Genomic DNA, 26,500 nt, shown 5'->3' with positions numbered 1-26,500 from the left:
GGAGAATTTGATGTCGCAGCCCCTTAGTGAACAGACTATCGCGCTTGTAAAAGCCACGGTGCCGGCGCTTGAGGCGCATGGGCTCGAAATTGTGCATGAGATGTATTCGCGGATGTTCCAGAATCCGGACATTCGCGATCTTTTCAATCAATCGCACCATGGCGACGCCGGCTCGCAGCCGCGGGCGCTTACCGGCGCCATCCTCGCTTATGCCAGCAACATTGAAAATCTTGGTGCGCTCGCGCCGGCCGTTGAGCGCATCGCGCAAAAGCATGTCGGTCTCCAGATATTGCCGGAGCACTATCCGCACGTTGCCGAAGCACTGCTCGGCGCGATCAAGGCGGTGCTGGGCGATGCGGCGACCGATGAAATCCTGGGGGCGTGGGGGGAAGCCTACTGGTTTCTCGCCAATATCCTGATCGCTCGGGAACAGCGTGTCTACACCGAACAGAAGGACGCGAACGGCGGCTGGAACGGTTGGCGCGATTTCCGGGTCGAGGACGTGGTGCGCGAAAGCAGCGTCATCAACTCCTTTGTCCTTCGCCCCGTCGACGGCGGACCCGTCATGCGCCACAAGCCGGGTCAATATCTCACCTTCTGGCTCGAAATTCCCGGGCATCCGCCGGTCAAGCGCAACTACTCGATTTCGGCCGCCGCCAACGGCGAAACCTATCGCATTTCGGTTAAGCGAGAGCCGCAAGGGCTCGCTTCGGGCTGGTTGCACGACGAGGCGAAACCGGGGACGATCCTGAAGGTGGCCGCACCCGCTGGCGAATTCTTCCTCGCCGATCATGTCGAGCGGCCGGTCGTACTGCTGTCGGGCGGCGTAGGCCTGACGCCGATGGTGGCGATGCTCGAAGCGCTGGTGCAGAACGGCGCTGGAGTTCCGGTTCACTACATCCACGGAACCCATGACCGCGACACCCATGCGATGCGCGACCATGTCCGCGCCGTGGCGAGCCAGGGCCAATCGATCGCGATCACCGATTTTCACCAGACGCCGCTTGTGGACGAAACGGAGGGCAGCGACTACGACGTGGCCGGCATAATTACCGATGAATGGCTGGTGGCCAACACTCCGGTTGGAGAAGCCGATTTCTACATTTGCGGCCCACGACCTTTCCTGCGTCACGCGGTCTCGACGCTGTCGCTCGCGGGTGTGCCGTCGGACAGGATTCACTATGAGTTCTTCGGCCCGGCTGACGAGCTGCTCGCGGCCTGAGGGAGCGGAGGCATGGACGACATCATCCTGGCCCGGGCCATTCACGTCCTGGCGGTCCTCGTCTGGATCGGCGGCGTTGCGTTCGTGACGCTTGTGGTGATGCCGTCCGTCCGCGCCGCCAATCCTCCCGCGGAGCGATTGGCGGCCTTTCATCGACTGGAGGGGCGCTTTGCGGCGCAGGCGCGCATCTGGGTGCTAATGGCGGGACTTAGCGGCTTCTGGATGGTCTATCGCGCGCAGATGTGGGACCGCTTTTTCGATCTTCGGTTCTGGTGGATGCATGCGATGGTAGGGCTATGGGCCGTGTTCGCCGCGATGCTTTTCGTGGTTGAGCCGCTGTTTCTCCACCGCCGCATGATGACATCGGTCGAGCCCGCCGCAGACTTTGCCCGAATGGAGATCCTTCACCGAATATTGCTGGGTATCGCGATCGTCACGGTTCTTGGCGCAGTGGCAGGCAGCCACGGGTTCTAGCCTTCCGCTTTTCGTATGGTTCTGAAATTCAGCGCTTGTCTTCCCAAAGACGGGATCAGACAATCCGGGCGATAGCTGGGAACTTCCGTCTGACCCGCGTGTTGCTGGTTCAGCGCTAGCTGTGTGCCCGTTGGGAGGAACCCGCTGCTGCGCTGTCAGCCCGTGGCGATGACCGATGAGGGGGGAATTAGATCGGCCATGATACTGACCTTGACCCAGACCGAGCGTCAGATCGCGCTCGCTATATCCGTTGTCGTTAGCATGTGTGGCCTCGTTCTGGCCGCGGCAGGCACTCAGGATACGATGGAAATTCACGGCTGGATGATCCTGGCTTTTGGAGCTGCTTGCGCCATCGCCGTCATCCGAGACATCTGGGGACCGGAACCGCCAAGATCCCGTCTTCAAAGCTACTATGACGAACCCATCAAGGCCGGGATCATCGCCAGCATGGCCTGGGCGGTGGTGGCGATGTTCGTGGGGGTCTGGGTTGCGGCGCTGCTGGCATTCCCTGACCTGACTTTCGACGGTGCCTGGGCAAGCTTCGGCCGTCTGCGACCGGTGCACACCAGCGGCGTGATCTTCGGTTTTGGCGGCAACGCGCTCATCGCCACTTCGCTGCACGTCGTACAGCGGACCTCGCGCGCGCGGCTTCCAGATCAGCTTTCGGCCTGGTTCGTGCTGGTGGGCTATAACCTGTTCTGCATCCTCGCGGCGAGCGGCTATCTGCTCGGAGTTACGCAGTCGAAGGAATATGCCGAGGCTGAGTGGTATGCCGACATATGGCTGGTGATCGTCTGGGTGACCTACTTCATCCTCTACATCCGGACACTCGCGCGCCGCAAGGAACCGCACATTTATGTGGCCAACTGGTACTTCATGGCCTTCATCCTCGTCGTCGCGATTCTCCATATCATCAACAATCTCGCGATCCCGGTCTCACTGGGTCATGCGAAAAGCTACACCATCTGGTCGGGCGTCCAGGACGCGATGGTGCAATGGTGGTATGGTCATAACGCCGTCGCCTTCTTCCTGACGGCGGGCTTCCTGGGGATGCTCTACTATTATCTTCCGATCCGCGCCCAGCGGCCGATATTCTCCTATCGCCTTTCGATCCTGAGCTTCTGGGGCATCACCTTCTTCTACATGTGGGCGGGCTCCCACCACCTTCATTATACCGCCCTGCCGCACTGGGTTCAGACGCTGGGCATGACCTTCTCGGTGATGCTACTCGTGCCCTCATGGGCTTCGGCCGGCAACGCCCTGCTCACGTTGAACGGCGCCTGGCACCGCGTGCGCGATGATGCGACGCTTCGCTTCATGATGGTCGCGGCGGTTTTTTATGGCATCTCGACTTTTGAAGGCTCGTTCCTCGCCATCCGGCCGGTCAATTCGCTTTCGCATTACACCGACTGGACGGTCGGCCATGTTCACGCCGGCGCGCTCGGCTGGGTGGCGCTCATCACGTTCGGCTCGCTCTACACGCTGGTGCCGTCCTTGTGGAAGCGCGAAGCGATGTATTCGCCCGCCCTGGTCGAATGGCACTTCTGGCTCTCGCTGGCGGGTACGCTGGTCTACATCTTTGCGATGTGGAACTCGGGCATCATCCAGGGCCTGATGTGGCGGACCTATACCGAGGAGGGCACGCTCGCCTATTCGTTCCTGGATTCGCTCAGGGCCATGTACCCCTATTACATCGCGCGGACGCTCGGCGGCCTTCTGTTCCTGATCGGCGCGGTGATCGGTGCCTACAACATGTGGAGGACCATTCGCGCGGCGTCGTCTCACGCGCCGATCGAGGGTGATGTCCCGCTGCAGGTCGCGACGGCGACGGGGAGGGCCTGAGCCGTGGCGGAACTGTTCCATCGCAAGCTCGAACGCTCGGCCATAGGCTTCGTGCTCGCCATCATCGCGGCTGCCAGTGTCGGCGGCCTCGTCGAGATCGCCCCGCTTTTCACGATCGACGAGACGGTTGAGGAGGCGCCCGACATGCGGCTCTACACGCCGCTCGAACTGGCGGGTCGAAACATCTATGTGCGCGAAGGGTGCTATGCCTGTCACAGCCAGATGATCCGGACTCTGCAGGACGAGGTTGAGCGCTATGGTCCCTATTCGCTTGCGGTCGAATCCAAATATGATCATCCGATGCTCTGGGGCTCGAAGCGCACTGGGCCCGACCTCGCCCGCGTTGGTGGCAAATATTCCGATTTCTGGCACGTCGCCCATCTGACCAATCCGCGCGATGTGGTGCCCGTTTCCAATATGCCGGCCTATCCCTGGCTGGCGCGGACGCCCTTGCGGCTCGCCGATATGCCTTTGCACCTCAAGGCGCTGCGGGCCGCAGGGGTGCCCTACACCGATGCCATGATCGAGAACGCGAGCGTGGATGCCTTCGACCAGGCGACGCCGGAAAGCTCGACCTCGTCCGGCATCACCGAGCGCTATGGCGAAGAGACGCAGGTTCGCGTGTTCGACAATGTAGCGACTGAGGTCACCGAGATGGACGCGCTGGTCGCCTATCTTCAGGTTCTCGGCCGGCTGACCGACGTGCCGTACCAGAATACGGCCGCGCCGCAGAGGCCGCCAGAGCCGGTGAAATAACATGAGGAGGCAGGCATGGACATAAGCCACGAGGCTCTTGTTGCATTCTCGAAAAGCTGGGGGCTGTTCTACCTCATCGGCCTGATGATCGGTGTCCTCATTTATACGTTTCGGCCGTCCAACCGTGGCAAGTTCAAGCGAGCCAAACAAAGCGTTCTCGATCAGGACGACAAGCCATGGACGTAGAACGCGATCCCGTCAGCGGTCATAAAACGACCGGCCATGTCTGGAACGGCATCAAGGAACTCGATACGCCGGTCCCCAAGGGCGTGCTGATTTTCCTGATCGTCACCCATCTCTTCGCTTTCGCCTGGTGGATTCTCATGCCCACCTGGCCCTTGGGCGACACCTACACCAAGGGCATTCTCAACACCGACCAGCGCACCTCGGTCGAAAAGCACCTGGTCGATTCGCAAGCGGGACGGGCCGACTGGATGAAGCGGATCGAGAGCGAAAGCCTTGAGCAGATCGCGGCCGACCCCCGGCTCATGACCATCGTGCGCAGTACCGGCCACCGGTTGTTCGGCGATAACTGCGCCGCCTGCCACGGCGTCAATGCCAAGGGGGGGTACGGCTATCCCGATCTGACCGATGACGATTGGATCTGGGGCGGCGATCTCGAGACGATCGCGCAGACCATGCGCGTCGGGGTCAATGTAGAACATCCGCAGGGGCGCGTGTCGCAGATGCCCTCGTTCGGACGCGACGGCATACTCGATGCAGATCAGGTCACCCTGGCGGCCAACTACGTCTATTCCTTGTCCCATCCCAAGTTCGTCACCCATGCCAAACGGGCGTCGATTGTATCGGGGCGCGAGGTGTTCCTGGCCAATTGCGCGATTTGCCATGGAGAGGATGCGCGCGGGAAGCGCGATGTCGGCGCGCCCAATCTGACAGACGCGCGCTGGATCTATGGAGGAGACATCGATCAGATCGTGGAGACCGTCCATGGCGGACGCCAGGGGCACATGCCGACGTGGGACGAGCGGCTTACGAACACGGATATCAAGATATTGGCGCTCTATGTTCATTCCCTGAGCGCGCCTCAGCGATGACAGCCATGCGATCCCGATCCCGGTGGCTGGTCTGGACGCTGGTGGCGGCGGGCCTTTTGCTGTTCGTTCTTGCGAACGCGCATTTTCTGTATGTCGCCTTTCGCTCGCAGCCCGAATGCGTGGGACATTTGAAGGAACGCGCGAGCGGTGACGGCCAGTATCGCGCAGCGAAATCGGCGTGCTGAAAGGTAGCGGGACATGAGCGATAAAGACGCCTCTTATGGCTTGCTGAGCCAGACCTCGAGCATCGAGGAGACCCGGAACGCGCGGTTCCAGCGCCACCTTCCCGCTTCCATCGGTTTCCAATGGCTCAAGGCCGGATGGCAGGATCTTTTCCATCGGCCGATGCCGAGCCTAGCTTATGGTCTGGGCATCTTCCTTCTGTCTCTCGCCGCCGTCGCGATTCTCGCGCTGTATGGCCGTGACTATATTCTTTTTCCCGCGCTTGCCGGTTTCATGATCATTGCCCCGCTGCTTGCCATCGGGCTCTATGAAAAGAGCCGCAGCCGAGAAGCGGGACGCGATACGTCACTACGCGCAATGCTCCTGGTGAAGCCGGCGGCGGGTCCGCAGGTGTTTTTCACCGGAGTCCTGCTCAGCCTTCTCATGCTGCTGTGGATGCGATCCGCCGTGCTCATCTATGCGTTGTTCTTCGGCGTCCGCCCCTTTCCCGGCTTGCCTCATATAACCGTCTTCCTGCTGACCGAGCCGGTGGGATGGATCATTCTCGGGGTCGGCACGGTGGTGGGCGGCCTGTTCGCCTCATTCGCTTTTGCGATCAGTGTTTTCTCCATTCCGATGCTCCTCGATCGCAGGGTCGATGCGCTCACGGCGATGGGAACGAGCATGGCGCTGGTCTGGAACAACCTCGCGCCGATGATCGTCTGGGGGGCCATCGTCCTTGCGCTCTTCACCCTTTGCGCGGCGACGTGTTTGATCGGCCTCATCATCATATTCCCGTGGCTCGGACATGCCACCTGGCATGCCTATCGCGCGGTCTCAGACACGCAGGCCTAGGCATGGCCAGCCACCCCGTGCCCGCCATCCAGGCGCCGACATCATCGACTGGGCAATCGGTCGATGAACTCATTCTCGCCAGCCAGACGTTGGATGACGGTACGATGAGGACGCAACTGTCGGTCCCGACCGCGCATTGCGGCGGATGCATGGCGAAGATCGAGCGCATCCTCGGCGACCTCGAAGGCGTGGTAGCGGCTCGGGTCAACCTATCGACGCGGCGTGTGACCATCACTTGGCGGCAAGCGCAAACCGCGAGTGCACCGCCTTTGCTGGCAACGCTGAACGAGGCGGGCTTCGAGGCAAATCTTCTCAGCCAACCGGACGATCGCACCGACCCCGAAAAGCGTCGGCTGATCGTCGCGACAGCGGTCGCCGGCTTCGCGGCGATGAACATCATGCTGCTTTCGGTGTCGGTCTGGTCAGGCGCCGAGCCCGGTACACGGCAACTGTTTCATCTCATCTCGGCGCTGCTCGCGCTTCCCGCGGTGTTCTTTTCGGGGCGCATCTTCTTCTTGTCGGCGTGGTCGGCTTTGCGCGCGGGACGCACCAATATGGACGTGCCCATCTCGATCGGCATCGTCCTGACGCTGGGTCTCAGCATCTACGACACCCTGCACTTCGGACGCCATGCCTATTTCGACGCGGTCGTGACGCTCATCTTCTTTCTGCTCGTTGGGCGAACGCTCGACCATGCCATGCGCGACAAGGCGCGCTCGGCCGTGATCGGGTTGGCGCGAATGACGCCTGCGGGAGCGAATGTGATTGGCGCCGATGGATCGCGCGCATTTAGGCCTCTCGAGGATGTCGCGGTGGGCGACATCATCCTCATCGCGCCAGGCGAGCGTATTCCGCTGGATGGTCTGGTCCTCGCGGGCGAGGGCGATCTTGACACTGCCGCGGTCACGGGCGAGGCGATGCCGGCGTCGGTCCGGCCGGGAAGCGCGCTCGTTTCGGGCATGCTGAATCTCAATGGTTCGCTCAAGGTGCGTGTGACCAACAGCCACGCGCGGTCCTTTCTATCCGAAATGGTGCGAATGATGGAAGCGGCCGAGCAGGGCAGAGCCCGCTATCGCCGCCTCGCTGACCGTGTCGCGGCCTATTACTCGCCAATTATCCATTCACTGGCCTTGGCCGTGTTTGCCGGATGGTTCCTTGACACAGGCGATTGGCATCGGGCGCTGACTATTGCTATTTCGGTGCTCATCGTGACCTGTCCCTGCGCGCTTGGTCTCGCCATACCCATGGTTCAGGTCGCCGCGGCGAAGCGCTTGTTCGAGCACGGCATCGCGCTCAAGGATGGGAGCGCGCTCGAGCGGCTTGCGCAGGTCGATATCGTGATTTTCGACAAAACCGGCACCCTCAGCCAAGGCGATTTGCGAGTGAGCGAGATCGCCATCGATGAATCCTATCGCGCGATCGTGATGGCGATGGCGTCGCGGTCCAATCATCCTGTCGCACGCGCGATCGCCGCCAACAGCGGCGTCTTGTCCGGCCTTGATCTGGACAGTTTTTCCGAGTTGCCGGGCCGGGGCTTGGAAGCCCAGCAGAACGGCCAGTTGTTTCGCCTCGGACGTGCGGATTGGGCCTTGGCGCCAGGTATGGGCGAGGGCGGGAGTTTACAGACCGTGTTGTCCGTCGATGGCGAGCTTGCCGGCCATTTCGCCTTCTTGGACGTTGAAAAGACGAGTGCGCGGGAAGCGGTCGCCAAGCTCAAGGCGCTTGGGCTGCCTCTCGAACTGCTTTCGGGCGACCACATTGCTTCTGTGTCGGGGTTCGCGACCTCGATCGGTATCGCCCACTGGTGTGCCGGGTTGCTGCCGCAGCAGAAGGTGGAGCGGCTTCAAGCGCTTGCGGACAGTCAGCGCCTGACCTTGATGGTGGGTGATGGGCTGAACGATGGGCCAGCGCTGGCGGCGGCGCATGTTTCGATGGCTCCGTCCAATGCCGCTGACATCGGTCGGGCGGCTGCGGATATCGTGTATCTCGGCCAGGATCTCGATGCGGTTCCGCGCGCTGTGCAGATCGCGCGCGCGGCCCGGCAACGTGTCCGCCAAAACCTGGCGCTTTCCGTCGGTTATAACATATTGGTGATTCCTGTTGCCATGGCCGGCTATGTCACGCCACTGCTAGCTGCCGTCGCCATGTCGCTTTCATCGATTTCGGTCGTTGCGAACTCCTTGCGAATTCCCGCAGCACGCGGATCACGCCTTAGCAGTCGGGCGCCGGCGCCGCCCCTCGTTCCATTGGATGTTACCCGATGAGCGGGATCCTGTGGTTGGTGCCGGTCGCGCTGGTGATGGGTCTTGCTGGGCTGGGCGCCTTTCTCTGGTCGATGCGCACGGGACAATTTGATGATCTTGATGGAGCGGCCGAGAGAGTCTTGATTGACGCCACGTTAGACCGGCCTCTTGTCGAACGTGACGATTGGCGACCCGAAACCGAGGGCGAGGCAAATCGTTTGGGATAAGGATGGCGGTGCGGGTATTGTTGGGCAAAGGACGCAGTGATGGTACAGGCACGGAGTTGGAATTGGGTGGGCGTCTTCGCCTTCATCTGCGGAGCGGCGGTCATCATCCCGAGCCTTGTCGCGCTTGTACTCAGTCTTGCCGCGGTTGCCCGAAATCTCCTGTGATGCTGGATCTGACGAGGGATAGCACGCAAGCGGCTTCACCGCAGGTCCTCGAGAATGTCGGCACGGGGAGAATTCGGGGGAGTGCCGGTGGAGAAGTTCCGGTAGCTTTCCGGGGAGGCGGCCTGGCGTTTGGCCAGACCTGGCCGGTCTCAAAATGGAGATGGCACGTCAGGAATGCCTTCTGGTCGCAAGCGGAAAGTTTATCGATGAGATCGATGAGGCTTCAATCGAAATCGCTTTCAGCAAGAAAACCCGCAGCTTGGATAGGACATAATCCGCGCAAAGACGGTGGATGAGCAAGATGCGGTTTCTACCCTATCGCTTCCTGGTGTGCCCCCGACAGGATCCATGACGAATTTTTCGGACCTGCCGACGAATTGCTCGCGGCCTGATCGTTCGGCACTTATCGCAGTATTATCATGATGTAAAAAATTGCTGGGTTCCATGCGCTTCGATGGCTTCTGCCAGTCGTCCGAGCGCATGGACATAGGCTGCGGTTCGAAGCGAGATCTTGGCGCCACCGGCTCTTTCCCAGATGGCGCGGCCCTCAGCCTCCATGCTCGCTTTGAGTCTCTCGTGAATTTCAGCAACGGTCCAATAAAAGCCTTGCCGGTTTTGCACCCATTCGAAATAGGAAACCGTGACACCGCCGGCATTGGCGAGAATGTCCGGGAGAACCGCGACACCCTGTGCAGCGAGTAGGGCGTCTGCCTCAGGGGTGACCGGACCATTGGCCAGTTCGAGGACTACTTTCGCTTGAACGCGCTGGGCATTGTCCGCGTGGATCAAGTTTTCAAGGGCGGCGGGAACTAGCACCTCACAGTCGGTTGCAATGAGATCCTCAAGCGCGATCGCCTCTGTTCCGTTCGATCCGACAAGGCTGGCAAGTCCTTTGCCATGTTTAGCCTCGACTAAACGATCGATCGACAATCCGTCAGGGTTAGAAACCGCGTGCCGCGAGTCAGACACGGCGACAATCAGATAGCCGGCACCGTCAAGCAGCCGCGCTATGTGGCTTCCAGCATTTCCGAACCCTTGCACCGCGACGCGCGCGCCGGGACCGACACCAAGTTCCGCTTCGAGATGGCGAAGCAGATAGAAGCCGCCGCGCGCGGTAGCATCATCGCGGCCCAGCGATCCGCCCAGTGCAATGGGTTTACCGGTGATGACTGCCGGTGAGACACGGCCAACGATCGAAGCATATTCGTCGGCCATCCAGCCCATGATCATGGCGTTGGTGTAGACGTCCGGTGCCGGAATATCCCGATCGGGTCCGATGATCGAGGAGAAGGCCTGCATATAGGCGCGCGACAGCCGCTCGAGCTCGGCCTTCGACAGTTTGCGGGGATCGACCTGGACGGCGCCTTTGCCACCGCCATAAGGCAGGTTCATGACCGCGCATTTGAACGTCATCCAAAAAGCGAGCGTCTCTACTTCGTCGACGGTGGCATCCGGATGGAAGCGGATGCCACCTTTGGTCGGGCCGCGTGTATCGTCATAGCGGCAGCGCCAGGCCATGAACGATTTGCGCGAGCCGTCATCCATTCGGATCAGCAGCCGCGTCTTTGTCGTTTCGCGGGGATATTTGAGTTTTTCCAGAACGTCTGGATCGAGCCTGAGATGGCGGGCAGCATCCTCGAGACGAGTCAGTGCCTGATCCAGCATGGATGCGCTCATGAATAAGCCTCTCTAGAAAATAGGATTAAATAGCTGTTTGCGCTTGGGAAACGCGCGTGATCTTCAGCGTTCGTTCGTGGCCGTCGCGATCCGGCCACAAGATCGATTGTCCTTCGCGCAGGCCGATAAGGCCTGCCCCGACGGGGGTCAGAATGGAGATTTTACCAGCGGCAATGTCTGCATCGCGGGGATAGACCAACTGATAGCTATAATTCTTGCCGCTGGCTTCATCGACGAACTCGACGTGGGCATGCATGATGACGACGTCGCGGGGGACCCGATTGGCAGCGTGCACATTCGCGCGACCGATTTCGGTCAACAACAGCTCGCTCACCTGCGGTAGCCTATCTTGCGCTGCCATTGCGAGGTCGGCAAGCGCATCAGCTTCGGCTTCGATCATATGGATGGGCGGCCGACGGCTCGCCTTGCTCTTGCTCATAGTATTTTCGCTTTCCGCGAGTGACGCCATCCGGCCGAGCCGGACTGGTCCGTTGAAACGGGATATGTCAGAAGCCCCGAGTTCGGGGCAGCGCGCACCAGAACCCGGGGCTAGATGCCCGCGAGAAGCTGACCCCCATGGTGGCGGAAGCGATAATGACAGCGTCGAGTCTGCATCGGTACATGATGCAATCGGGCGGTTACAAAGTCAAATGATGCGGGTCGCGATCCGCGTTTCCGGCACCGTCATCTCATTCAGCCAGTGATGGGCAAAGGATAATGCCAACCGGGGCTCCTGTTGCGCGATGCCTCAAACTGCTGCGCCGCGAAAGACCAATTGGCCAGCTCCTCCCACCAGGATTTTAGCCAGTTCGGCCTGTCCTGCTGATAATCGAGATAGTAGGCATGTTCCCAGACATCGCAGGTGAGGAGCGGCGTGCTACCCTCTTCGAGGAACGGCGTGGCTGCATCATGGGTCGAAACGACCTCGAGTGTGCCATGTCGGGCAATCAGCCAGACCCAGCCCGAACCAAAATGACCGGCGCCCGCAGCAATGAACGCTTCCGCTAAAGCGGCGGTGCTGCCGAAATGGGCTTGGATCGCCTCGGCGAGCGGTCCGGACGGCGCCGATCTGGCTTTCGCCATGCTCCGGGCGTCATGGATCGCATTCGTGCGGGCCTCAAAGCTGCAGCGACCATCTCGGCATGAGCGACGAACCATCCTCCCCGGTGTGCTATGCAGCGCAAGCCGATGACGTCTATATGGGTTATGCGGGACGAGACGAGCTTGTGCGCGCGCTGACCGAGCTGCTCGAAGCCGAGCGCGCCGGCGCGCGGGTTAGTCTGGCAAGTGCCAGGCAGTCGGCCGAGCCAGGGCATCGCGACTTGATGCTGACGGTGCGCAGGGATGAAGCGCGGTGGTGCGCCATGCTCACGCACCATATAAAGCGGCTAGGTCATGAGCCCTCGCGCCAAACAGGCGATTTTTACGGGAAGGCGCTCGCAATCACAGATCTTGAACAGCGGCTCCATTTTTTAAACCGGGGGCAGCGGTGGGTGGTCAAGAAGCTTGAGATCCTGTTGCCGCGGGTGCGCGACGATGGCCTTCATGCTGATTTGAACGCGATGCTGATCAGTCATCGCCTCAATATTGAAACGGCTGAAGCCTATCTTGCCGGAACAGGCGAGGCCCCCGCATAGACCTGCAATCGCTGTACCTCTATGCCAGAGGCGCCTCTCGGTTCGTGAGGCGCCGCATGGTGACGCGGTCGCTGAGCAGGTCTGCAATCGTGAAGGAATCAAACACGGTCATCATCGCCTGCATGCCTTTTGCAAGCACGCCGGTTAGACCGCACGCCGGGGCGAGCGTGCAACCGGAACAATCAGCAAGCTGGAAGCCCTCTTCGGTCTTGCGGACGACTTCGCCAACAGTGATGAGATCGGCCGACCTGGCAAGGCGCATCCCGCCGGCTCTTCCACGAACCGTCTCGATGAAGCCTTCATGCGCCAACGCGTTGACCACCTTCATGAGATGGTTGTGAGAAAGATCGTAGGTTCGTGAAATTTCGCCGATCGAACACAGGCGTTCGTCGTGCAGAGCAAGGTGTATCAACACCCTGAGGGAATAATCGGTGTAGCGCGTCAGACGCACATGCATCTCCTGTGCCGCACCGGATACCTGTATCAGAAAAACATGTTAAGGGGCAACGGTAAGGCGGCTCCAGCGCCGAAAAGACCCTGCAACATGGTTCAGGCCTGCAGAAGATGATGAAGACCTTTGGCGACGCAATGAGTGGCATCGGCGGCGACCGAAACGCGCAGCTGGGTCGCCTGGGCAATCATGTCGGCGATCCGGGGGACAAGCGCTCCGCCACCCGTCAATATGACGCCAACATCGAAGATGTCCTGGCTCAGCTCAGGGGGCGTCTGCGCGAGCACATCATGAACCACGCGCACGATCTGTTCGAAATGGCGGTCTACGATTCTGTCGAGTTCCGACAGTGGGATTTCTAGGGTCATTGGCAATCCACGGCGAAGGCAGCGCCCCTTCGCGGTGATGCTCACGCTACTCGAGCAAGAGCTGGACTGCTGCCGGCCAGCATAGTCGAGTTTCATTTCTTCCGCAGTATTGTGGCCGATCAGAAATTTATGTTCCAAATGGAGATAGTCGGCGATAGCCTGGTCGAGCGTTGTGCTGCCGACCCGGACAGAACCAGCAGCGCAACTTCCGCCGAGTGCAAACACCGACACTTCGGTCGTAGCCGCGCCGCATTCGACGAGAAGCGCACCGCGCGGCGCTTCCACATCGATACCGGCGCCGATGGCCGCGGCCAGCGGCTCCGAAATCAACTCTACGGCGCCAAAGCCTGCATCGTTGGCCGCTGTCAGCATGGCGCTGCGTTCCGCCTGTGTCGCATCGGCGGGGATCCCGATGAGCGCTGAAGGCGAACGAACGCTGCGAGCGCTGCGAGTCTGCGACAAGGCAAAGCGTAGCAATTCCTTGGCAGCCTCGATATCCTGAAGCACGCCTCTGCACAGCGGATGCTTTATTGTGAGGCCGCGCGGCGTACGGTCCAGCATCGCGCGGACAGCAGCACCGGCCGCGACAAATTTCGTCACACCGTCTTGGCGTGAGAAGCAGCAGAGCGAGGGCTCGTCAAAAATAATGCCGCCATCACGGCTGACCAGGCGAAGGTTCGAGGTGCCAAAATCGACGGCAATGTCTGGCTTGGATCGCCGAAGAGCAGAAGGGAAGCGGATCATGGCTGGCTCAATAGCCGATTTTCGCGGCAAAGACATGGGCGCGGCGCATGATTGCGCATTATGGGAGTGGCGGGCGATCGGTAGATCCGACCGCCGATCCACTCAAACCTAGTGCCGGTCAGCCGTGAATCGGTCGCTGGGAGCGTGCGCAACAACGCCGCTTCCGTGGGTGCATTCGCTATCGTGGTTGTGACAGGTAGTTTGCTAAAAGGCCGGGCAGCGGCGGGCGAAATGCAGGCAACAGTGCCGTGCCACATGTGGTATTCCTCCCGAAGGATGGTGGCAACCCGCAAGCCCGCTCGCGGCGAGTGGATGAGAATATGGCTTATATCAGGCAAGGCGCCCACTGCCCATTCCAGATCGATCACAGGTGCATCGATTGTCTGGTAAACGCATCGCCTCCGCGCGAGAAACCCATCGCGGCGCAGCATGCCGAGCAAATCACCGGCGGGCTGCAACGCGCTGATGTGCAGAATCTCTGACCCAGCTGGCATGTGGTGATTGATAAGCGCGCGCAAATCGTGAACGTCGCCGTTCGCCGACAGAACGTTAGAATATCCGCATATTCGCGCAAATCGCGCCGTCCGATCGCCGGCTGCGAAAACAGGCAGCTTCGCCAGGCTGGGAAAGAACGGATGAAGGCGCACGCCCTGAAGGCTGGTAAAAACCAAGGCATCGGGCACTGCCATCGGCGCACAGTTGACGATGGGAGATACCGTCATGACGGGTTGGACGACCGGCTCCCAGCCAGCGGCTTGCAATCGGCGCGCAGTGAGGCGGTTATGGGGACCGGTTCGAGTAACCCAGATCCGTCTTGGTTCAGGCTTGGGAGCGCACTGCATGCCAATAGCCATCGGTTATCCTTGCCAGTGACCGGTCATCGGCCGCGTCGCCGAAAATATCCTTGATAATCGGTCGAAGCCCGTCGCCGAACCGGCTGAAATGCGCGCGGAATTCGTTTGGCACTGTCGCATCGCCCCGCAAGGTGTCGGAATTCTCCAGGCTCGCGATCAAAAATTCAACGAGGCGCTTGGCGGCCGCTCCTGTCTCGGCCGCTTCGGCTGGAGGAACGTCCGCACACAGGTAGCGAAGCATAGCCGCTTCGATGTCGGCCTGACGCGATTTCAATGGCCGATCAATTGGGCACGGGGAAAGGTGAGCGGTCATGTGATCTCCGGCACTGATGAAGGTCCGCAAAGCGGATAGGATCGAATTAGCGCGATCCCGACATCGGTCCTCGGAAGCGTGGCAGAGAGCCGCTACGGCTTGCCGCGGCCCGAGGGGCGCAGGCGCGTCATCAGGCGGCATCCATGAGCCTGAACACAGGTATCTGCCATCCGGTTCATTTGAAGATCATATCATTTCAACGCGCGATTCAAAGGCATATATAAACCTGCTGTGAATAAGCCTGCAATGTTGACCCCAGTTCTGGGGTGATAGGCGTCCAAAGTTGACCCCCTGAACGATTGCGGTTCACGCTCTTGCACTTTGCTGCGGGAGCGGGTGGGAGATGCTGATCGTGGAGACGGTAGCGCGCATCCGGCGCGAGTTTTTCGTTAAGGGCAAGTCGATCAAGGAGATTGTGCGAGACCTTGGCGTGTCGCGGAATACGGTTCGCAAGGTGCTGCGCTCGGGCGAGACGGCTTTCACATACGAACGCAGCGTGCAGCCCTTGCGGAAGTTGGGGCCTTGGGCTTCGGATCTGAACAGGCTTCTGGAGGCGAACGACCGCAAGGCCCGGCGCGAGCGGCTGACGATGGTCAGGTTGTTCGAGGAGCTGCAGGGTCTTGGCTATCGTGGCGGCTATGACGCGGTCCGACGGTACGCGGCAAACTGGCATCGCGAGCGCTCAGCGGTGACGGCGGGAGCCTATGTGCCGCTGAGCTTCGCACCTGGTGAAGCTTACCAGTTCGACTGGAGCCATGAGATCGTCGTCATTGCCGGGGCGACGACCACCGTGAAGGTCGCGCACATGCGGCTTTGTCATAGCCGGATGTTTTACGTGCGTGCCTATCCGCGCGAGAGCCAGGAGATGGTCTTCGATGCGCACGACAAGGCGTTTGCCTTCTTCGGCGGGGCCTGCCAGCGCGGCATCTACGACAACATGAAGACGGCGGTCGATGCGATCTTTGCCGGTCGCGAGCGGCAATATAATCGCCGCTTCCAGCAGATGTGCGGACATTATCTGGTCGAGCCGGTTGCCTGCACGCCGGCATCGGGGTGGGAGAAAGGCCAGGTCGAGAATCAGGTGGGCCTGGTGCGTGAACGCTTCTTCACACCCCGGCTGCGGTTCAGGAGCTACGCCGAGATGAACGCATGGCTGGAGGATCGCTGTGTGGCGCGGTCGAAGCATGCCGCCCATCCCGAGTTGAAGGACCGCACAGTCTGGGAGGTGTTCGAGACTGCGGACCGTCCCGCCCTGATCGCCTATCGCGGGCCGTTCGACGGCTTCCACGCTCTGCCCGCGTCGGTATCAAAGACGCTGCTGGTGCGGTTCGACTATAACAAATACTCGGTGCATGCATCGGCGGCGGGGCGACCGGTGGACATCCATGCTTATGCCGATCGCGTCGTCATCCGGCAGGAAGGCGAGATAGTCGGCGAACATGTCCGCCGGTTCGGCCGTGAGCAGACGATCTATGATCCCTGGCATTACGTCCCTGTGCTGGCGAGAAAGCCTGGCGCGCTGCGCAACGGCGCGCCGTTCAAGGACTGGTTGCTTCCGCCAGCAATCGAGCGGGTACGCCGCCGCCTTGGTGGCCATGCTGATGGCGACCGCCAGATGGTCGGCATCCTGACGGCGGTCCTGAGCGACGGGCTTGATGCCGTGGAAGCCGCCTGCGCCGAGGCGCTGATCGGTGGCACCGTCAGCCGCGACGTTGTGCTCAATATCCTGACCCGTCAGCGCCAGCCATCGGCGCCGCTGACCATCGCTACGCCCGAGGCGCTCCGGCTTCATCACGAGCCCGTCGCCGACTGCGCCCGTTACGATAGCCTGAGGAGGTTCTATGGAACGCCACGAGATCCTGGAGATGATGGGGACGCTCAAGCTCGCGGGCATGCGGCACGCCTATGATGAGGTGATCGCCGATGCGGTAAAGCGACAGCATGGCCCAAGCCGCGTGGTCGGCGATCTGCTGAAGGCCGAGATCGACGAAAAACAGGCGCGCTCGATCAAATATCAGATGACGATCGCCAAGCTGCCGCTGGCCAAGGAAATTACGGCGTTCGACTTTGCCGATACGCCGATCAATGAGGGACTGGTGCGCGATCTGGCGACCGGCGCCTTCCTGGCCAACCAGCGCAATGCCGTGCTGGTCGGAGGAACCGGGACCGGGAAAACCCACCTTGCCATTGCGATCGGGCGCTCCTGCGTGCGCACCGGCGCCAGGGTCCGATATTACAACACCATCGACCTGGTGAACCGGCTCGAAGCTGAAACCCGCGCCGGAAAAGCAGGGCGCATTGCCGATCATCTGTCCCGGCTCGACCTGGTGATCCTCGACGAGCTGGGCTATCTGCCGTTCGCACTGTCTGGCGGTCAGTTGCTGTTCCACCTGGTCAGCCGGCTCTACGAGCAAACCTCGATCATGGTGACCACCAACCTCGCGTTCGGCGAATGGCCCTCGGTGTTCGGCGACGCCAAGATGACCACCGCGTTGCTCGACCGGCTGACGCACCATTGCGATATCATCGAAACCGGTAACGAGAGCTGGCGCTTCAAGAACCGCGAAGCTGCCTGATAGGCCAGGAGAAACGCCATCGGCATGGGGGTGAGCCGGCTCCGGGCTACGCCCTCCGCCGCCTCACCCCCATGCCGACGATCCTGGCACACTATCAGGGGGTCAATGTTGGGCGCTTATCAGGGGTGAATATCCGGTGCCGATTGACACACTCCTAATGACATCGCCAAAGCCGCTTCAATGGGCCAGGCTATTGGCGATCATCGAGCTAGTGGATCCATTCTTTCTCTGGTCACGACACGACCCTTCGAGCCTCGGGGACGTCTTTGACGCACTGCCTTACGAGTTCTTCGACGAGGCCGGTCAGGTCCGGAAGCAGCAACTCAAGCAGCGCGAGGACGCAGCCAAGAAGGCCGACAAGGATCACTGAAGAATTGGCGGAAGCTTCGGAAAGATTTCAATTCGACTCCTGCGATCGCGCGGCGGACAGGGTGAATGAGCGGCATCTGTGGACGCCCCTTCGGATGCAAGCGATAAATCGGGGTATGCTGGCACGTAGTCGGATGCTGTCATCTGTCCGGCCTCGATGAGCAGCGCCATAGCTGCGGGCCAGTATGGGAGTTCGCGGACCGGATCCATTACAGGTTTGCGCGCTTGGATAGCGCTCTGCCATTTCACTGGTTCTTCCCGTCCCGTCTCGCCGACTGTTGTGCCATACCCTCCTTCGACCGCCTACGTCCCCGACGCCTCTGACCGCGACCTCAGCTTATGCCGTGACCGCAGCCGGAGCTCTGTAATCTTCGTTCTTTGTGAGCAACGCCCACACCATGCGTGCCATTTTGTTGGCGAGCGCCACTGAGACGAGCATGCGGGGCTTGCGCGCCAACATTCGTTCCAACCATGAACCGGCCGGTGCACCGTGGCGGCATGCACTACGAACCATCGAGCTCCCGCCGATGATGAGCAGCCGCCTAATGGTGCGCTCACCCATCTTGGAGATGCTACCGAGCTTCTGTTTACCGCCGGTGGAATGCTGTCGCGGTGCAAGTCCGAGCCAGGCGGCAAAGTCACGGCCTTTGGTGAACGTCTCGATGGGTGGAGCCAGAGCGATGATCGCGGTGGCAGCGATCGGACCAATGCCCGGAATGGTCATCAACCGCCGTGCGGCTTCATCTTCTTTCGCCCGGCGTGCGATCTCGCGGTCGAGTAGGCCGATGCGCTTTTCCAGTTCCCCGAGCATATCGACCATGAGCGCGAACATTGGTCGAGCTGCCTCGGGCAGGCTTGATGCCATCTCCTCCTCATCGAGGAGGTCTGCCAGCATTGCCATATGCGCCGTTCCACGCGGTGCTACCCAACCATATTCCGCCAGATGCCCACGGATTGCATTGATAAGTTGAGTTCGCTGGCGCACCGCCAGATCGCGGGTGCGGAATACGAGACCCGCCGCCTGCTGCTCTTCACTCTTCACCGCCACGAAGCGCATGCCCGGACGCTGCGCCGCCTCGCATATTGCCTCTGCATCGACCGCGTCGTTCTTGTGCCGCTTCACAAACGGCTTCACGTAGGCTGGCGGAATTAGGCGGACCTTGTACCCCATCGCCTGCAGTTCGCGCGCCCAGTGGTGTGCTCCACCGCATGCCTCGAGTGCCACTGTGCATCGAGGGTGGTGCGTAAAGAAATCCAACAGCTTGCCGCGTGACAGCTTGCGGCTGAACACCATCGCGCCGAGCGCATCAGCGCCATGAGCGTGAAAAGCATTCTTCGCGATATCCAGACCGATTGTGATAACCTCTGACACGGACGCCTCCCTAAAGTGGTGCTTCAACACCTCCACTTTGGCACATCGATGCCGTCGGGGGGGCGTCCACCCCATCAGGTTTCGAGGAGGCGCAGACCCAAACGCAACGGCGACAATGTGGGCGCGTAGCAGTTTGGCTGGTCGCTGGAACGAGAGTGGCAGGTTCCGGGAGAAACAGCCGTTCAATACCGAATTAGCGAACGACTTGAGGTGGTCGGGAGCAGACATCTGGCGTTTGCCGACCCCTCCCGGAAAGACGCGGACTGTGGTCATTGGATCCGTCATCGCGATGATCACATGAACAGGCAATACTATCGACCGGCTCAAGCGGCGGCCTGCTCATCCACATCCTCGCGGGCAAGACCCGTTGCGCGCAGCAAGTAGCCTGCGGCCTCCTCTGCCCGCGCCGCCGCCGTGAGCAGAGCACGATTATCCCTGCGCAGGATCGAAAGCCAGGAACCGATATAGGCCGCATGATCGTCGAGATGGGTGGTTGGGAGACCCACATCGGCGCCAACCAGCGCTGCCGACAGTTCGGCAATATATCCTGACAGTCCAGCCCTAATGTGACTTCTACCGCAAATTTTCGGGGCGCTTATCATGCGGCGATCTCCTCAGGCTGGGGCTGCTGGGCGTGCATCCAATCGGCGGCCGCCTGCGCCTTGCTGGCGGCGGTGAAGATGGCGCGAGGGTCGTCTTTGAGTGCGCGCAACCACGATGCTACGTAGGCGGCATGATCGGCCCGCGGATGGTGAGCGATCCTGAGGTCGGCGAGTACGAACGATGCGGTCAGTTCAGCGCAAATTTCCTCGATCGCCAAGCTGTCGCGCTTGAAACGTTCGGCAAAGTTGCGGTCGAGCCGGTGCTTTGCCCCTGTGGCGTGGGCCGCCTCATGCAAAAGCGTGCCCATCTGTGCTGATGCATCCCGAAACGAGGCAAAGGTCGGCATGAAGATGTGATCGAGGTCGATCCGGTAGTGCGCATCGTAGGCGCCCTCGGTGATCGGGATCTTGAGGGCCGCGACGAAAGCTTCGGCGTGCCCGAACCGCTCGCCCTCGGGTAGAACTGCGACAGGTGGGGGTTCATAGCCCTCGACCTGGGCGAGGTTGAACACGGTGAAGGCCCGCGCGAACATGCGGCCGGGTCCGGCTTCGCCATCGTCATGATCATCATCGGCGCGCGATGCGGCCTGTTTCCAGAACACAACCGTCGTTCCGCGTTCACCTTTGCGGACCTGTGCGCCAAGCGATGCCCACTGGCGATAGGTCCCCCAAAGACCGCTGGAATAGGCAGCCGCTTCGGCTGCGATCCAGAGCGCGAGCACGTTGACGCCGCGATAGCGGCGGCGAGAGGTGACGTTCTGCGGCCTGGTGGTGGCAGCGCCATCATGGTGCCAGGGCATGCGCCAATCGCCGGCCCCGGCTTCGATGGCAGATACAATCTCGGTGGTGATGCGCGAATAAACGTCGGCTCGCGGCGTCGCAGGGTAGGATCGGGACATGGCAGGTCTCCACGACGGGCGGAGGGAAACTGTCTTCCGCTCCTTCAATCCGTCACCCGCAAACCCGCCTCCTCTTCCTCTCCCGCCATACCGTTATGCGGTGTGGCGGTACCCGGTGCGATCTGTTCAAGAACACGCTGGATTCTGGCCACCTCGGCCTGAAGCGTCACCCGCTGCGGCTCTGGAAGCCGCTTCTCGCGCAACAACAACCGTGCCTCATCAGCACCGCGCTGCCATGCCGGGCGATGCCGTTCGGCGATGCAGGCATTGGGGCAGCGGACCGGTTCGCACATGGAGATCATTGGCCCGCTTGCGCCTGGCTCCGAACTCCGGTTCAGGCACAGGGCGGTTGCCGGATCAAAGAAGCAATCGGCCAGCGGGCCGACATGCAATGTCCGCGCGAGACTGCCCAGCATGGTGCGCAGACGTGGACGGTCGGCAATCATGGCAGGTAGCGGCGCCAACTCGTGGGCGGCAGTATCAAGCACAACTCCGACCCTGTTCGCGGCAGGTCCGCCAAGGCGTGCGCCACTTTGCCGCTCGTCGAAGTAGACAAGGATATCGTCAATCTGGCCAAGCGCACGCTGGGCTTCGATCTCTCCCCGAAATCCGGACCGGCTGCTGCCAGCATAGCCTTCGAAAGCCGCAACGCTCGCATGCTTGTACTGGATCATGCCGGCAATTGTTCCGAAGGGCCGGTTGGCGATGTGCCAGGCGATTGTGCGGCGAAACTGACGCGTTGTCAGACGCCATGGTCGGCCGTCGGGTCCGGCAGGAATGACGGGTGCCTGCGCGGATCCGAAGTGGTCATTGAGGTGATCGCGGAACCGGTTGAGTTGCCGGACTATCTCTGCAGAGACGTGCGTCTTGGTATTGGCCCGAAGCGTGAGGACTGGCCACAGGGTCGTTGTTCCGCGCGCTTGTCCCGCCCGCGCGGAAAGGCGTTCGAGGACATCGATGGCTTCAGCGACCGGCGCGATGGTAACCCACTCGGTCTCCTCGCCGCCGCCGCGCTTGCCCTTGTAAGCAGTGGACTTGATACGATGCCGCAAGATCGTACCGTCTTCGGCTTTGGTAATAGACAGGCATCCCCGCCTCATGGCTTGGATCTCGCTGTCCCGCATGCCTGAGAGAAAGGCACATACGATATAGGCTGCGGACTGCAGCATGACTTCCTCGAGGGGCAAAACCTTGGCATCGAAGCGGGTGCGCCAAGGCATGCCCGTATCGGGATCGGCAGAATTGGGCGTATCCATGCCGCCAATCTCGGTGCCGAGTTCTGCGATGGCAGCGGCGATGAGGTCTGGTGCACCCGTGGCCAGGCCAAGGTGCATGGCAGGTTCGGCCTGCGCGTTGATACCGGCATGGAGGTGGATCAGGTGGTAGTTGATCGGCGGCGTGACGGCGCCGGTTTGCGGATCTGTTCGCGTTGCGCCGTTATGTGCCGTGGTCCAGATCGGAATGCCGCGCCCATGCTGCCGCAAGGATGCAACATAGTCGAGGAGGCGTTGGCGTTGCCGTAACCGACGAACAGCGGGATCCAGACCTTCCTCAGCGGCAATCAGACGGTTGCGCGTTGCTTCAAGGCAATCGAGTTCTGCCCGTGCGGCAAGGATATCGCCTGCGTAGCAGGTCACGTAGCGCAACGACCAGGAGAGCAGCGGCGTCATGATCGCTTCAGGAATGCGCGGCGTCCGGTTCTCCCCTGCAATATGCTTTGCGCCCGCCACGGAAAACGGACTTCGTCCCGGCCACGGTTCGAAGGACAGGCGCGCAGTCGGCAGATGATGCTGCAACTCGTGCAGGTCAAAGACGATCCGCAGCAGCGCTGCCGCTGCAACTGGGCGCAGCCCGGCTAGGCGCAAGGCTCCGGCGTAGCGATCGACCAGAGCCTGATCGACCCGGGCGAGATCGAAACGCCCCAGCTGAGCCTTGACGAAGTCGAAAAAGCGCAAGGTCCGGTTGGCCTCGCCGCGCACCCCGGCCGGCTCAAGCCGCGAACGGTGACCGGGGAGATCGACATTGAGCCGCGCATGGAGAATCTGGCGCAGGGCATCAGCAATGGATGGGTCTTTGATACCGCCGAAATGTACCGTGACATGGCAGCGCCGCGCGTTGTCGCGAAATACGCCGGGAGCCAGATCCCACACTGGATCGCCGTATCGTGAAATATGCGCGCGATCGCAGCCGGGGCGCAAAGGCGCGGACATAAGCACAGGGAGGGCATCGCGCTCATCGTCGCTCTCCGCCAGAAGCTGGACAACGGTCATGCCCGTGCCTCTGGCGGCAGATAGACCGTGGGAGGGTCGTTCGCGACTTGCGCACGGGCCCTTGTCACGACGTCTTCGGCGAAGGCAGGCAGAATCTGCTGAACGATGCGATCATGGGCATGACCAAACTTGGCGGTCCAATCAGCAGCACTCAGGCCGATCCGCTGAGCGTCGACGAAGGAGAGAAAGGTGAGAATGGCAGGCAGCTTGCGCGCGGTAATGACCGCGTTGCGGCAATCGAGGCAGGCCCAGAACGGTGTAGGGCATGGCGTGCCGGCGGATGCGAAGGGACTGGAATAGAAGTTGCCACAGCTTGCAAGCCAGACGTCTTGTTCGCCATTGAGCAGTGCGGTTGAAATGCCCCCATCATCGGGATCAGGGCTTGCCAACTCGCCGCGCAGCCGGTCCTCGTCTTGAGGAGGCAGGATCATTGGACCAGCGAGCACCTCTTCGAGGGCATCTGCCACGGTTTGCTCGTGCAGCGGTCTGAGGGAGGGAATATCGGCGTAGTGCCGTGCCGCGATATCGACGGTATGACCTACGGCGAAGCGGGCCATGTGGCCTTCGGTCTTGAGATACCACAAGGCCTTGTGCGTCTTGCGCAGATACGAAAGACACAGGTGGAGCGGTTTACCCTGATCATCGGTAATACAATGGCGCTGCGTCCAGGCACTGACCTTCAAGCGCAGTTGACGAATACCTGCGGTGATCTCGCCCGGCTGAAAATAGACCCAAAGGTTATCGCTGGAGTTATGGACCCTGGCCTTGGACGATAGGGCGATGATGCGTCGGATCAGACCGCCAGCGGTGGATGAGCCGCGATCACGCACCCGGATTGTCTTGTGCTCGGCACCGTGTGCCCGCAGCTTGGTGTAGGCGATATCGACGGTACCCCCTGCGGCATTGCGCAGACAATCGAGGGTGAGCGACTTGCAGCACTCCAGCTCAAGCCCTGTCTCGATTAAGAGCAGAACAAGAAGCGGGACGATATCGTCGGCAGTAAGATAGTGGGCTGCGTGGAGGCTCAGGTTAAGCCTGTCACTGGTGAGATCGCGCTTTTTGCGCAGCTTGTACAGGCTCTGAAACGTGGGATCACGGTAGCCCAGAACACCGTATGTCTCGATGGCAGCATGGGCTTTGCAATATGCGCCATCGATCTGCGGCACCTCATCGAACTGCGGCCCCGACCGCAAGCGCGCCTCGATCGCAGCGATATCCGCGCGTGCCGCATCGCGCAGCTGGCGGGCTACATACGGACTGTAGGCATCGCGTGGACGGGAACGAACGTGTGCGTGTGAGCTGACGTAGCGCAGTCGTTCCCGCAAGCCGCAATCGACAAGCTCGGGGCTGTCGTCCGCGATGCGACGAAGGACGGAAACGACCTTGGCGACATAGGTTGGTCCATGCACGCAAGACTTGCCCTGCGCGCTGAGCCATGTCTCAAATCCATCAATGTGATGGGCACGAAGGTCAGCAGGGCCGTTGATCCCGTCGCCTGTCCCGGCCAGGTAGGAAAAGAAGCTTGGCAGCTGGTTGGCGTATGTCTTGAGCGACGAACGTACCATGATGGGGCCGCGCGGAGCAGCCAGCATGAACAGGCTCCGGGCAAATGCGAGCGCCAGGCCGCGTGGCCGCAAGCCCGTGAAATCGACGAGCAGCTCGCCGCCATATAAGGGATGAATCATGAAGCGCAGCGTGCTGATCTGCGACCATGGATCGGCTTGGGGCGCAGCCGTATCTGCCGCGAAGCTGACCTTGCGTCCTTTGCGTGGAGCAGCGGTCATGATCGAAGATAGCCTGGTACGAGTGCCAGCAGTTCTTCGACTGCCGCATCAACGGTATCGGCACGCGTGGCGAGGTGATCGAGATAAATAGAGGTCGTCGCGAGGCTCGAATGGCCAAGCAATCGCTGGACCTGTTGAAGCGGATCGCCGACCAGCTGGCGATAACCTTCCATGGCGCCCACTGGTGCCGCTGCGTCGGCGAGGCGGCGCTGGATCAGCATGGCAAGCATGTGGACTGCAAAGGAATGCCGGAGTTGATGGGGGCTAAGCCGGACCGGGATGCCGGCGTCCGTGCAGCGGCGGCTCGCCCGTGCGAAGATCGCTTCCCACGAGTTGGGCAACACAGGATGGCCCACCTCGGTCAGCCAGAGGACCGCGGCTTCGCGCGGCGTTCCATCGTCAGCGCAAATAACAAGCCTTGCGCGTTCATCCGGTGTGACGACCTCTATGTCCATCGTGCCACCGCCAACGAGATGCAATGCACGCTGCCCGAATGAGGGGCTGTGGATGAAGATCGGGCGGTCGATGGCTTCCCAGCCACGGCGCTGTGCGAACTTGGCGACGGCTGCGGCTCGCTCAACGGCGATGTAGGCGTCAAACACCGGCAACAAGCGGCGCGGCAGCAGCATGCTTCGCCCCCTGTCACCCTTGGTGAGTGCCGCCGGAAGCTCGACCCGCCGCTGACGTTCCGAGCGGGCGTCGCAAACCGGAATCTCAGCTGCGAGCAAGTGGGATGCCTCTTCCAGGCGCAGGCCGGTGGTGACCAGCAGATCGGCGAACAGCGCGTTGCGCGCGCCATTGCGGTCACGCGCTCCAGGACGCTCGGTCCCTTCAACGGTCAGGCCGCGCAAACCAACTTCCCGGAAGGCGCGGTAATCGGTGAGATCGATGAAACGGACGTCGGAACGACGGGCTGCGCGCTCATAGGCGTTATTGCGGCCCGTGACCGCCGCACGGCGCCCATCGTGCGATCGTCGCCAGACCTGACGATGCGTAAAAGGTGTACGCTCGATCAGCCCCTCCCGTTCGGCCCATCGATAAAGCTTGTCGAGCGAGGCAATCGCCCGGTTCCACGTCGATGCAGAAATCCGGAACTCAGCATCGCTGCGCCGCCGGGCACGATGATAGGCACCGACATCATCGGCATCGGCTTGCCAGACAGACTTGCCGCGGGCCGAAGCGAGAAAGCGAACCCAGACCAGAACATCATAACCATGGGCGCGCAACGAGTGTCGCGAACGCGAACCGTTCAGCGGCAAATCGAGGAAGTAGCGCTCAAGGTGGAGATCATAGATCGCACCATCACGCAGAATTACCGGGATGTAGGAGTCCAGGCCATCCGCCGTCCGGCGCTCCTGAATGACGATCGACGCACCTGAATTATCCACAGCTTGTCAGTCCCTCCCCCGGACCCCCTCCCGACTCCAGATCGCACACGTTGCGCGCCTGCGGGACGGTGGTCATCAGGCCGGATTACGCCAGCTTATGGATAGCGCTTCATCCGGCCTGATGCCCCCCTGCGTCGCGCCAAAGCATACCGTTCAATGGTGCGTCAGGCACGGTGCAGACTGTCCAGATAAGGC

Annotated in this window: 26 protein-coding genes; 13 read left to right on the top strand and 13 right to left on the bottom strand. The window is 61.2% G+C overall.

What is annotated here, in order from left to right:
- The first annotated feature begins 10 nt into the window (after positions 1 to 10).
- The 9 genes from hmpA (at position 11) to ccoS (ending at position 8,836) form a co-directional block, all read left to right on the top strand.
- On the top strand, positions 11 to 1,222 hold the full coding sequence (gene hmpA, locus L286_RS40735; RefSeq protein ID WP_031293467.1) for an NO-inducible flavohemoprotein: 1,212 nt from the start codon (positions 11 to 13) through the stop codon (positions 1,220 to 1,222).
- A gap of 12 nt (positions 1,223 to 1,234) precedes the next feature.
- Positions 1,235 to 1,696, top strand: a complete 462-nt coding sequence (locus L286_RS40730) for a membrane protein (RefSeq protein WP_021223771.1) — start codon at positions 1,235 to 1,237, stop codon at positions 1,694 to 1,696.
- Between the two features lie 198 nt (positions 1,697 to 1,894).
- On the top strand, positions 1,895 to 3,538 hold the full coding sequence (gene ccoN, locus L286_RS40725) for a cytochrome-c oxidase, cbb3-type subunit I (protein WP_031293466.1): 1,644 nt from the start codon (positions 1,895 to 1,897) through the stop codon (positions 3,536 to 3,538).
- Between the two features lie 3 nt (positions 3,539 to 3,541).
- Positions 3,542 to 4,294 carry a cytochrome-c oxidase, cbb3-type subunit II gene (ccoO, locus tag L286_RS40720; RefSeq protein WP_021223769.1) on the top strand — a complete coding sequence of 251 codons (753 nt, stop codon included), beginning with the start codon at positions 3,542 to 3,544 and terminating at the stop codon, positions 4,292 to 4,294.
- A gap of 15 nt (positions 4,295 to 4,309) precedes the next feature.
- Entirely contained in the window at positions 4,310 to 4,480 is a 171-nt protein-coding gene (locus L286_RS40715; RefSeq protein WP_021223768.1) for a cbb3-type cytochrome c oxidase subunit 3, read from the top strand.
- Positions 4,471 to 5,349, top strand: a complete 879-nt coding sequence (gene ccoP, locus L286_RS40710; RefSeq protein WP_021223767.1) for a cytochrome-c oxidase, cbb3-type subunit III — start codon at positions 4,471 to 4,473, stop codon at positions 5,347 to 5,349. Before L286_RS40715 ends, ccoP begins: the two co-directional genes overlap by 10 nt.
- Positions 5,350 to 5,547: 198 nt before the next feature.
- Positions 5,548 to 6,366 (top strand): DUF2189 domain-containing protein, encoded by an 819-nt coding sequence (locus L286_RS40700; RefSeq protein WP_021223765.1) that lies wholly within the window; start codon positions 5,548 to 5,550, stop codon positions 6,364 to 6,366.
- Between the two features lie 2 nt (positions 6,367 to 6,368).
- Positions 6,369 to 8,630 (top strand): heavy metal translocating P-type ATPase, encoded by a 2,262-nt coding sequence (locus L286_RS40695; protein WP_021223764.1) that lies wholly within the window; start codon positions 6,369 to 6,371, stop codon positions 8,628 to 8,630.
- Entirely contained in the window at positions 8,627 to 8,836 is a 210-nt protein-coding gene (gene ccoS / locus L286_RS40690; RefSeq protein ID WP_021223763.1) for a cbb3-type cytochrome oxidase assembly protein CcoS, read from the top strand. Before L286_RS40695 ends, ccoS begins: the two co-directional genes overlap by 4 nt.
- Positions 8,837 to 9,418: 582 nt before the next feature.
- On the opposite strand, the gene L286_RS40685 is transcribed toward ccoS, so the two are convergent.
- From L286_RS40685 to L286_RS40675, 3 genes are all read right to left on the bottom strand, one after another.
- A complete protein-coding gene (locus tag L286_RS40685) occupies positions 9,419 to 10,678 on the bottom strand; it encodes a Glu/Leu/Phe/Val family dehydrogenase (protein WP_021223761.1) in 1,260 nt (419 codons plus the stop codon).
- 25 nt (positions 10,679 to 10,703) lie between these two features.
- Complete coding sequence (gene rnk, locus L286_RS40680; protein WP_031293463.1) at positions 10,704 to 11,117, bottom strand: nucleoside diphosphate kinase regulator; 414 nt, start codon at positions 11,115 to 11,117, stop codon at positions 10,704 to 10,706.
- A 254-nt stretch (positions 11,118 to 11,371) separates the two neighbouring features.
- Positions 11,372 to 11,761, bottom strand: coding sequence for a superoxide dismutase (locus L286_RS40675; RefSeq protein WP_021223759.1), 390 nt, complete (start codon positions 11,759 to 11,761; stop codon positions 11,372 to 11,374).
- 59 nt (positions 11,762 to 11,820) lie between these two features.
- On the opposite strand from L286_RS40675, the gene L286_RS40670 reads away from it, so the two are divergent.
- The gene (locus L286_RS40670; RefSeq protein WP_021223758.1) at positions 11,821 to 12,315 is read left to right on the top strand and encodes a DUF6306 domain-containing protein; all 495 of its coding nucleotides are present in this window, start codon (positions 11,821 to 11,823) and stop codon (positions 12,313 to 12,315) included.
- Positions 12,316 to 12,334: 19 nt separating this feature from the next.
- Here L286_RS40670 and L286_RS40665 read toward each other — a convergent pair whose 3' ends face one another.
- From L286_RS40665 to L286_RS40655, 4 genes are all read right to left on the bottom strand, one after another.
- Positions 12,335 to 12,766 carry an Rrf2 family transcriptional regulator gene (locus L286_RS40665; RefSeq protein WP_031293459.1) on the bottom strand — a complete coding sequence of 144 codons (432 nt, stop codon included), beginning with the start codon at positions 12,764 to 12,766 and terminating at the stop codon, positions 12,335 to 12,337.
- A 98-nt stretch (positions 12,767 to 12,864) separates the two neighbouring features.
- On the bottom strand, positions 12,865 to 13,878 hold the full coding sequence (locus L286_RS40660) for a rod shape-determining protein (RefSeq protein ID WP_021223756.1): 1,014 nt from the start codon (positions 13,876 to 13,878) through the stop codon (positions 12,865 to 12,867).
- A complete protein-coding gene (locus tag L286_RS48040; protein ID WP_084498540.1) occupies positions 13,875 to 14,732 on the bottom strand; it encodes a uroporphyrinogen-III synthase in 858 nt (285 codons plus the stop codon). Before L286_RS48040 ends, L286_RS40660 begins: the two co-directional genes overlap by 4 nt.
- Positions 14,698 to 15,045, bottom strand: coding sequence for a hypothetical protein (locus L286_RS40655; protein WP_152522354.1), 348 nt, complete (start codon positions 15,043 to 15,045; stop codon positions 14,698 to 14,700). The genes L286_RS48040 and L286_RS40655 overlap by 35 nt, the downstream gene beginning before the upstream one ends.
- A gap of 343 nt (positions 15,046 to 15,388) precedes the next feature.
- On the opposite strand from L286_RS40655, the gene istA reads away from it, so the two are divergent.
- The 3 genes from istA (at position 15,389) to L286_RS49030 (ending at position 17,991) form a co-directional block, all read left to right on the top strand.
- Positions 15,389 to 16,954 (top strand): IS21 family transposase, encoded by a 1,566-nt coding sequence (gene istA, locus L286_RS40650; RefSeq protein ID WP_021223754.1) that lies wholly within the window; start codon positions 15,389 to 15,391, stop codon positions 16,952 to 16,954.
- Positions 16,887 to 17,621, top strand: a complete 735-nt coding sequence (gene istB, locus L286_RS40645) for an IS21-like element helper ATPase IstB (protein ID WP_031293458.1) — start codon at positions 16,887 to 16,889, stop codon at positions 17,619 to 17,621. The genes istA and istB overlap by 68 nt, the downstream gene beginning before the upstream one ends.
- Before the next feature lie 193 nt (positions 17,622 to 17,814).
- Positions 17,815 to 17,991, top strand: coding sequence for a hypothetical protein (locus tag L286_RS49030; RefSeq protein ID WP_021223752.1), 177 nt, complete (start codon positions 17,815 to 17,817; stop codon positions 17,989 to 17,991).
- A 336-nt stretch (positions 17,992 to 18,327) separates the two neighbouring features.
- Here L286_RS49030 and L286_RS40635 read toward each other — a convergent pair whose 3' ends face one another.
- The 6 genes from L286_RS40635 to L286_RS40615 all read right to left on the bottom strand — a co-directional run bounded on the left by L286_RS40635 (position 18,328) and on the right by L286_RS40615 (position 26,305).
- Complete coding sequence (locus L286_RS40635) at positions 18,328 to 19,362, bottom strand: IS110 family transposase (protein WP_031293455.1); 1,035 nt, start codon at positions 19,360 to 19,362, stop codon at positions 18,328 to 18,330.
- Between the two features lie 323 nt (positions 19,363 to 19,685).
- The gene (locus L286_RS0124900) at positions 19,686 to 19,964 is read right to left on the bottom strand and encodes a zincin-like metallopeptidase domain-containing protein (RefSeq protein WP_031293454.1); all 279 of its coding nucleotides are present in this window, start codon (positions 19,962 to 19,964) and stop codon (positions 19,686 to 19,688) included.
- A complete protein-coding gene (locus L286_RS40630; protein ID WP_013039035.1) occupies positions 19,961 to 20,863 on the bottom strand; it encodes an ArdC family protein in 903 nt (300 codons plus the stop codon). Before L286_RS40630 ends, L286_RS0124900 begins: the two co-directional genes overlap by 4 nt.
- 44 nt (positions 20,864 to 20,907) lie before the next feature.
- Positions 20,908 to 23,133 carry an integrase gene (locus tag L286_RS40625; protein ID WP_013039034.1) on the bottom strand — a complete coding sequence of 742 codons (2,226 nt, stop codon included), beginning with the start codon at positions 23,131 to 23,133 and terminating at the stop codon, positions 20,908 to 20,910.
- A complete protein-coding gene (locus L286_RS40620; RefSeq protein ID WP_013039033.1) occupies positions 23,130 to 24,917 on the bottom strand; it encodes a hypothetical protein in 1,788 nt (595 codons plus the stop codon). Before L286_RS40620 ends, L286_RS40625 begins: the two co-directional genes overlap by 4 nt.
- The gene (locus L286_RS40615; protein ID WP_013039032.1) at positions 24,914 to 26,305 is read right to left on the bottom strand and encodes a tyrosine-type recombinase/integrase; all 1,392 of its coding nucleotides are present in this window, start codon (positions 26,303 to 26,305) and stop codon (positions 24,914 to 24,916) included. The genes L286_RS40620 and L286_RS40615 overlap by 4 nt, the downstream gene beginning before the upstream one ends.
- Between the last annotated feature and the right edge of the window lie 195 nt (positions 26,306 to 26,500).

The sequence above is a fragment of the Sphingobium sp. HDIP04 genome (genome assembly GCF_000445085.1).
GTDB classification, from domain to species: Bacteria; Pseudomonadota; Alphaproteobacteria; order Sphingomonadales; family Sphingomonadaceae; genus Sphingobium; species Sphingobium indicum.
This window is presented reverse-complemented; position numbering and strand designations above follow the sequence as displayed.

Bases quoted from the DNA above. Each gene is read 5' to 3' on its own strand.
- ccoN (WP_031293466.1), top strand. From the start codon at position 1,895: ATGATACTGACCTTGACCCAGACCGAGCGTCAGATCGCGCTCGCTATA.
- L286_RS40655 (WP_152522354.1), bottom strand. From the start codon at position 15,045: ATGACCGCTCACCTTTCCCCGTGCCCAATTGATCGGCCATTGAAATCG.
- L286_RS40630 (WP_013039035.1), bottom strand. From the start codon at position 20,863: ATGTCCCGATCCTACCCTGCGACGCCGCGAGCCGACGTTTATTCGCGC.
- L286_RS40670 (WP_021223758.1), top strand. From the start codon at position 11,821: ATGAGCGACGAACCATCCTCCCCGGTGTGCTATGCAGCGCAAGCCGAT.
- L286_RS40625 (WP_013039034.1), bottom strand. From the start codon at position 23,133: ATGACCGTTGTCCAGCTTCTGGCGGAGAGCGACGATGAGCGCGATGCC.
- ccoS (WP_021223763.1), top strand. From the start codon at position 8,627: ATGAGCGGGATCCTGTGGTTGGTGCCGGTCGCGCTGGTGATGGGTCTT.
- L286_RS40715 (WP_021223768.1), top strand. From the start codon at position 4,310: ATGGACATAAGCCACGAGGCTCTTGTTGCATTCTCGAAAAGCTGGGGG.
- L286_RS40730 (WP_021223771.1), top strand. From the start codon at position 1,235: ATGGACGACATCATCCTGGCCCGGGCCATTCACGTCCTGGCGGTCCTC.
- L286_RS0124900 (WP_031293454.1), bottom strand. From the start codon at position 19,964: ATGATAAGCGCCCCGAAAATTTGCGGTAGAAGTCACATTAGGGCTGGA.
- hmpA (WP_031293467.1), top strand. From the start codon at position 11: ATGTCGCAGCCCCTTAGTGAACAGACTATCGCGCTTGTAAAAGCCACG.
- L286_RS40700 (WP_021223765.1), top strand. From the start codon at position 5,548: ATGAGCGATAAAGACGCCTCTTATGGCTTGCTGAGCCAGACCTCGAGC.
- L286_RS40675 (WP_021223759.1), bottom strand. From the start codon at position 11,761: ATGGCGAAAGCCAGATCGGCGCCGTCCGGACCGCTCGCCGAGGCGATC.
- L286_RS40695 (WP_021223764.1), top strand. From the start codon at position 6,369: ATGGCCAGCCACCCCGTGCCCGCCATCCAGGCGCCGACATCATCGACT.
- rnk (WP_031293463.1), bottom strand. From the start codon at position 11,117: ATGAGCAAGAGCAAGGCGAGCCGTCGGCCGCCCATCCATATGATCGAA.
- L286_RS48040 (WP_084498540.1), bottom strand. From the start codon at position 14,732: ATGGCTATTGGCATGCAGTGCGCTCCCAAGCCTGAACCAAGACGGATC.
- L286_RS40620 (WP_013039033.1), bottom strand. From the start codon at position 24,917: ATGACCGCTGCTCCACGCAAAGGACGCAAGGTCAGCTTCGCGGCAGAT.
- L286_RS40660 (WP_021223756.1), bottom strand. From the start codon at position 13,878: ATGATCCGCTTCCCTTCTGCTCTTCGGCGATCCAAGCCAGACATTGCC.
- istB (WP_031293458.1), top strand. From the start codon at position 16,887: ATGGAACGCCACGAGATCCTGGAGATGATGGGGACGCTCAAGCTCGCG.
- L286_RS40685 (WP_021223761.1), bottom strand. From the start codon at position 10,678: ATGAGCGCATCCATGCTGGATCAGGCACTGACTCGTCTCGAGGATGCT.
- ccoP (WP_021223767.1), top strand. From the start codon at position 4,471: ATGGACGTAGAACGCGATCCCGTCAGCGGTCATAAAACGACCGGCCAT.
- istA (WP_021223754.1), top strand. From the start codon at position 15,389: ATGCTGATCGTGGAGACGGTAGCGCGCATCCGGCGCGAGTTTTTCGTT.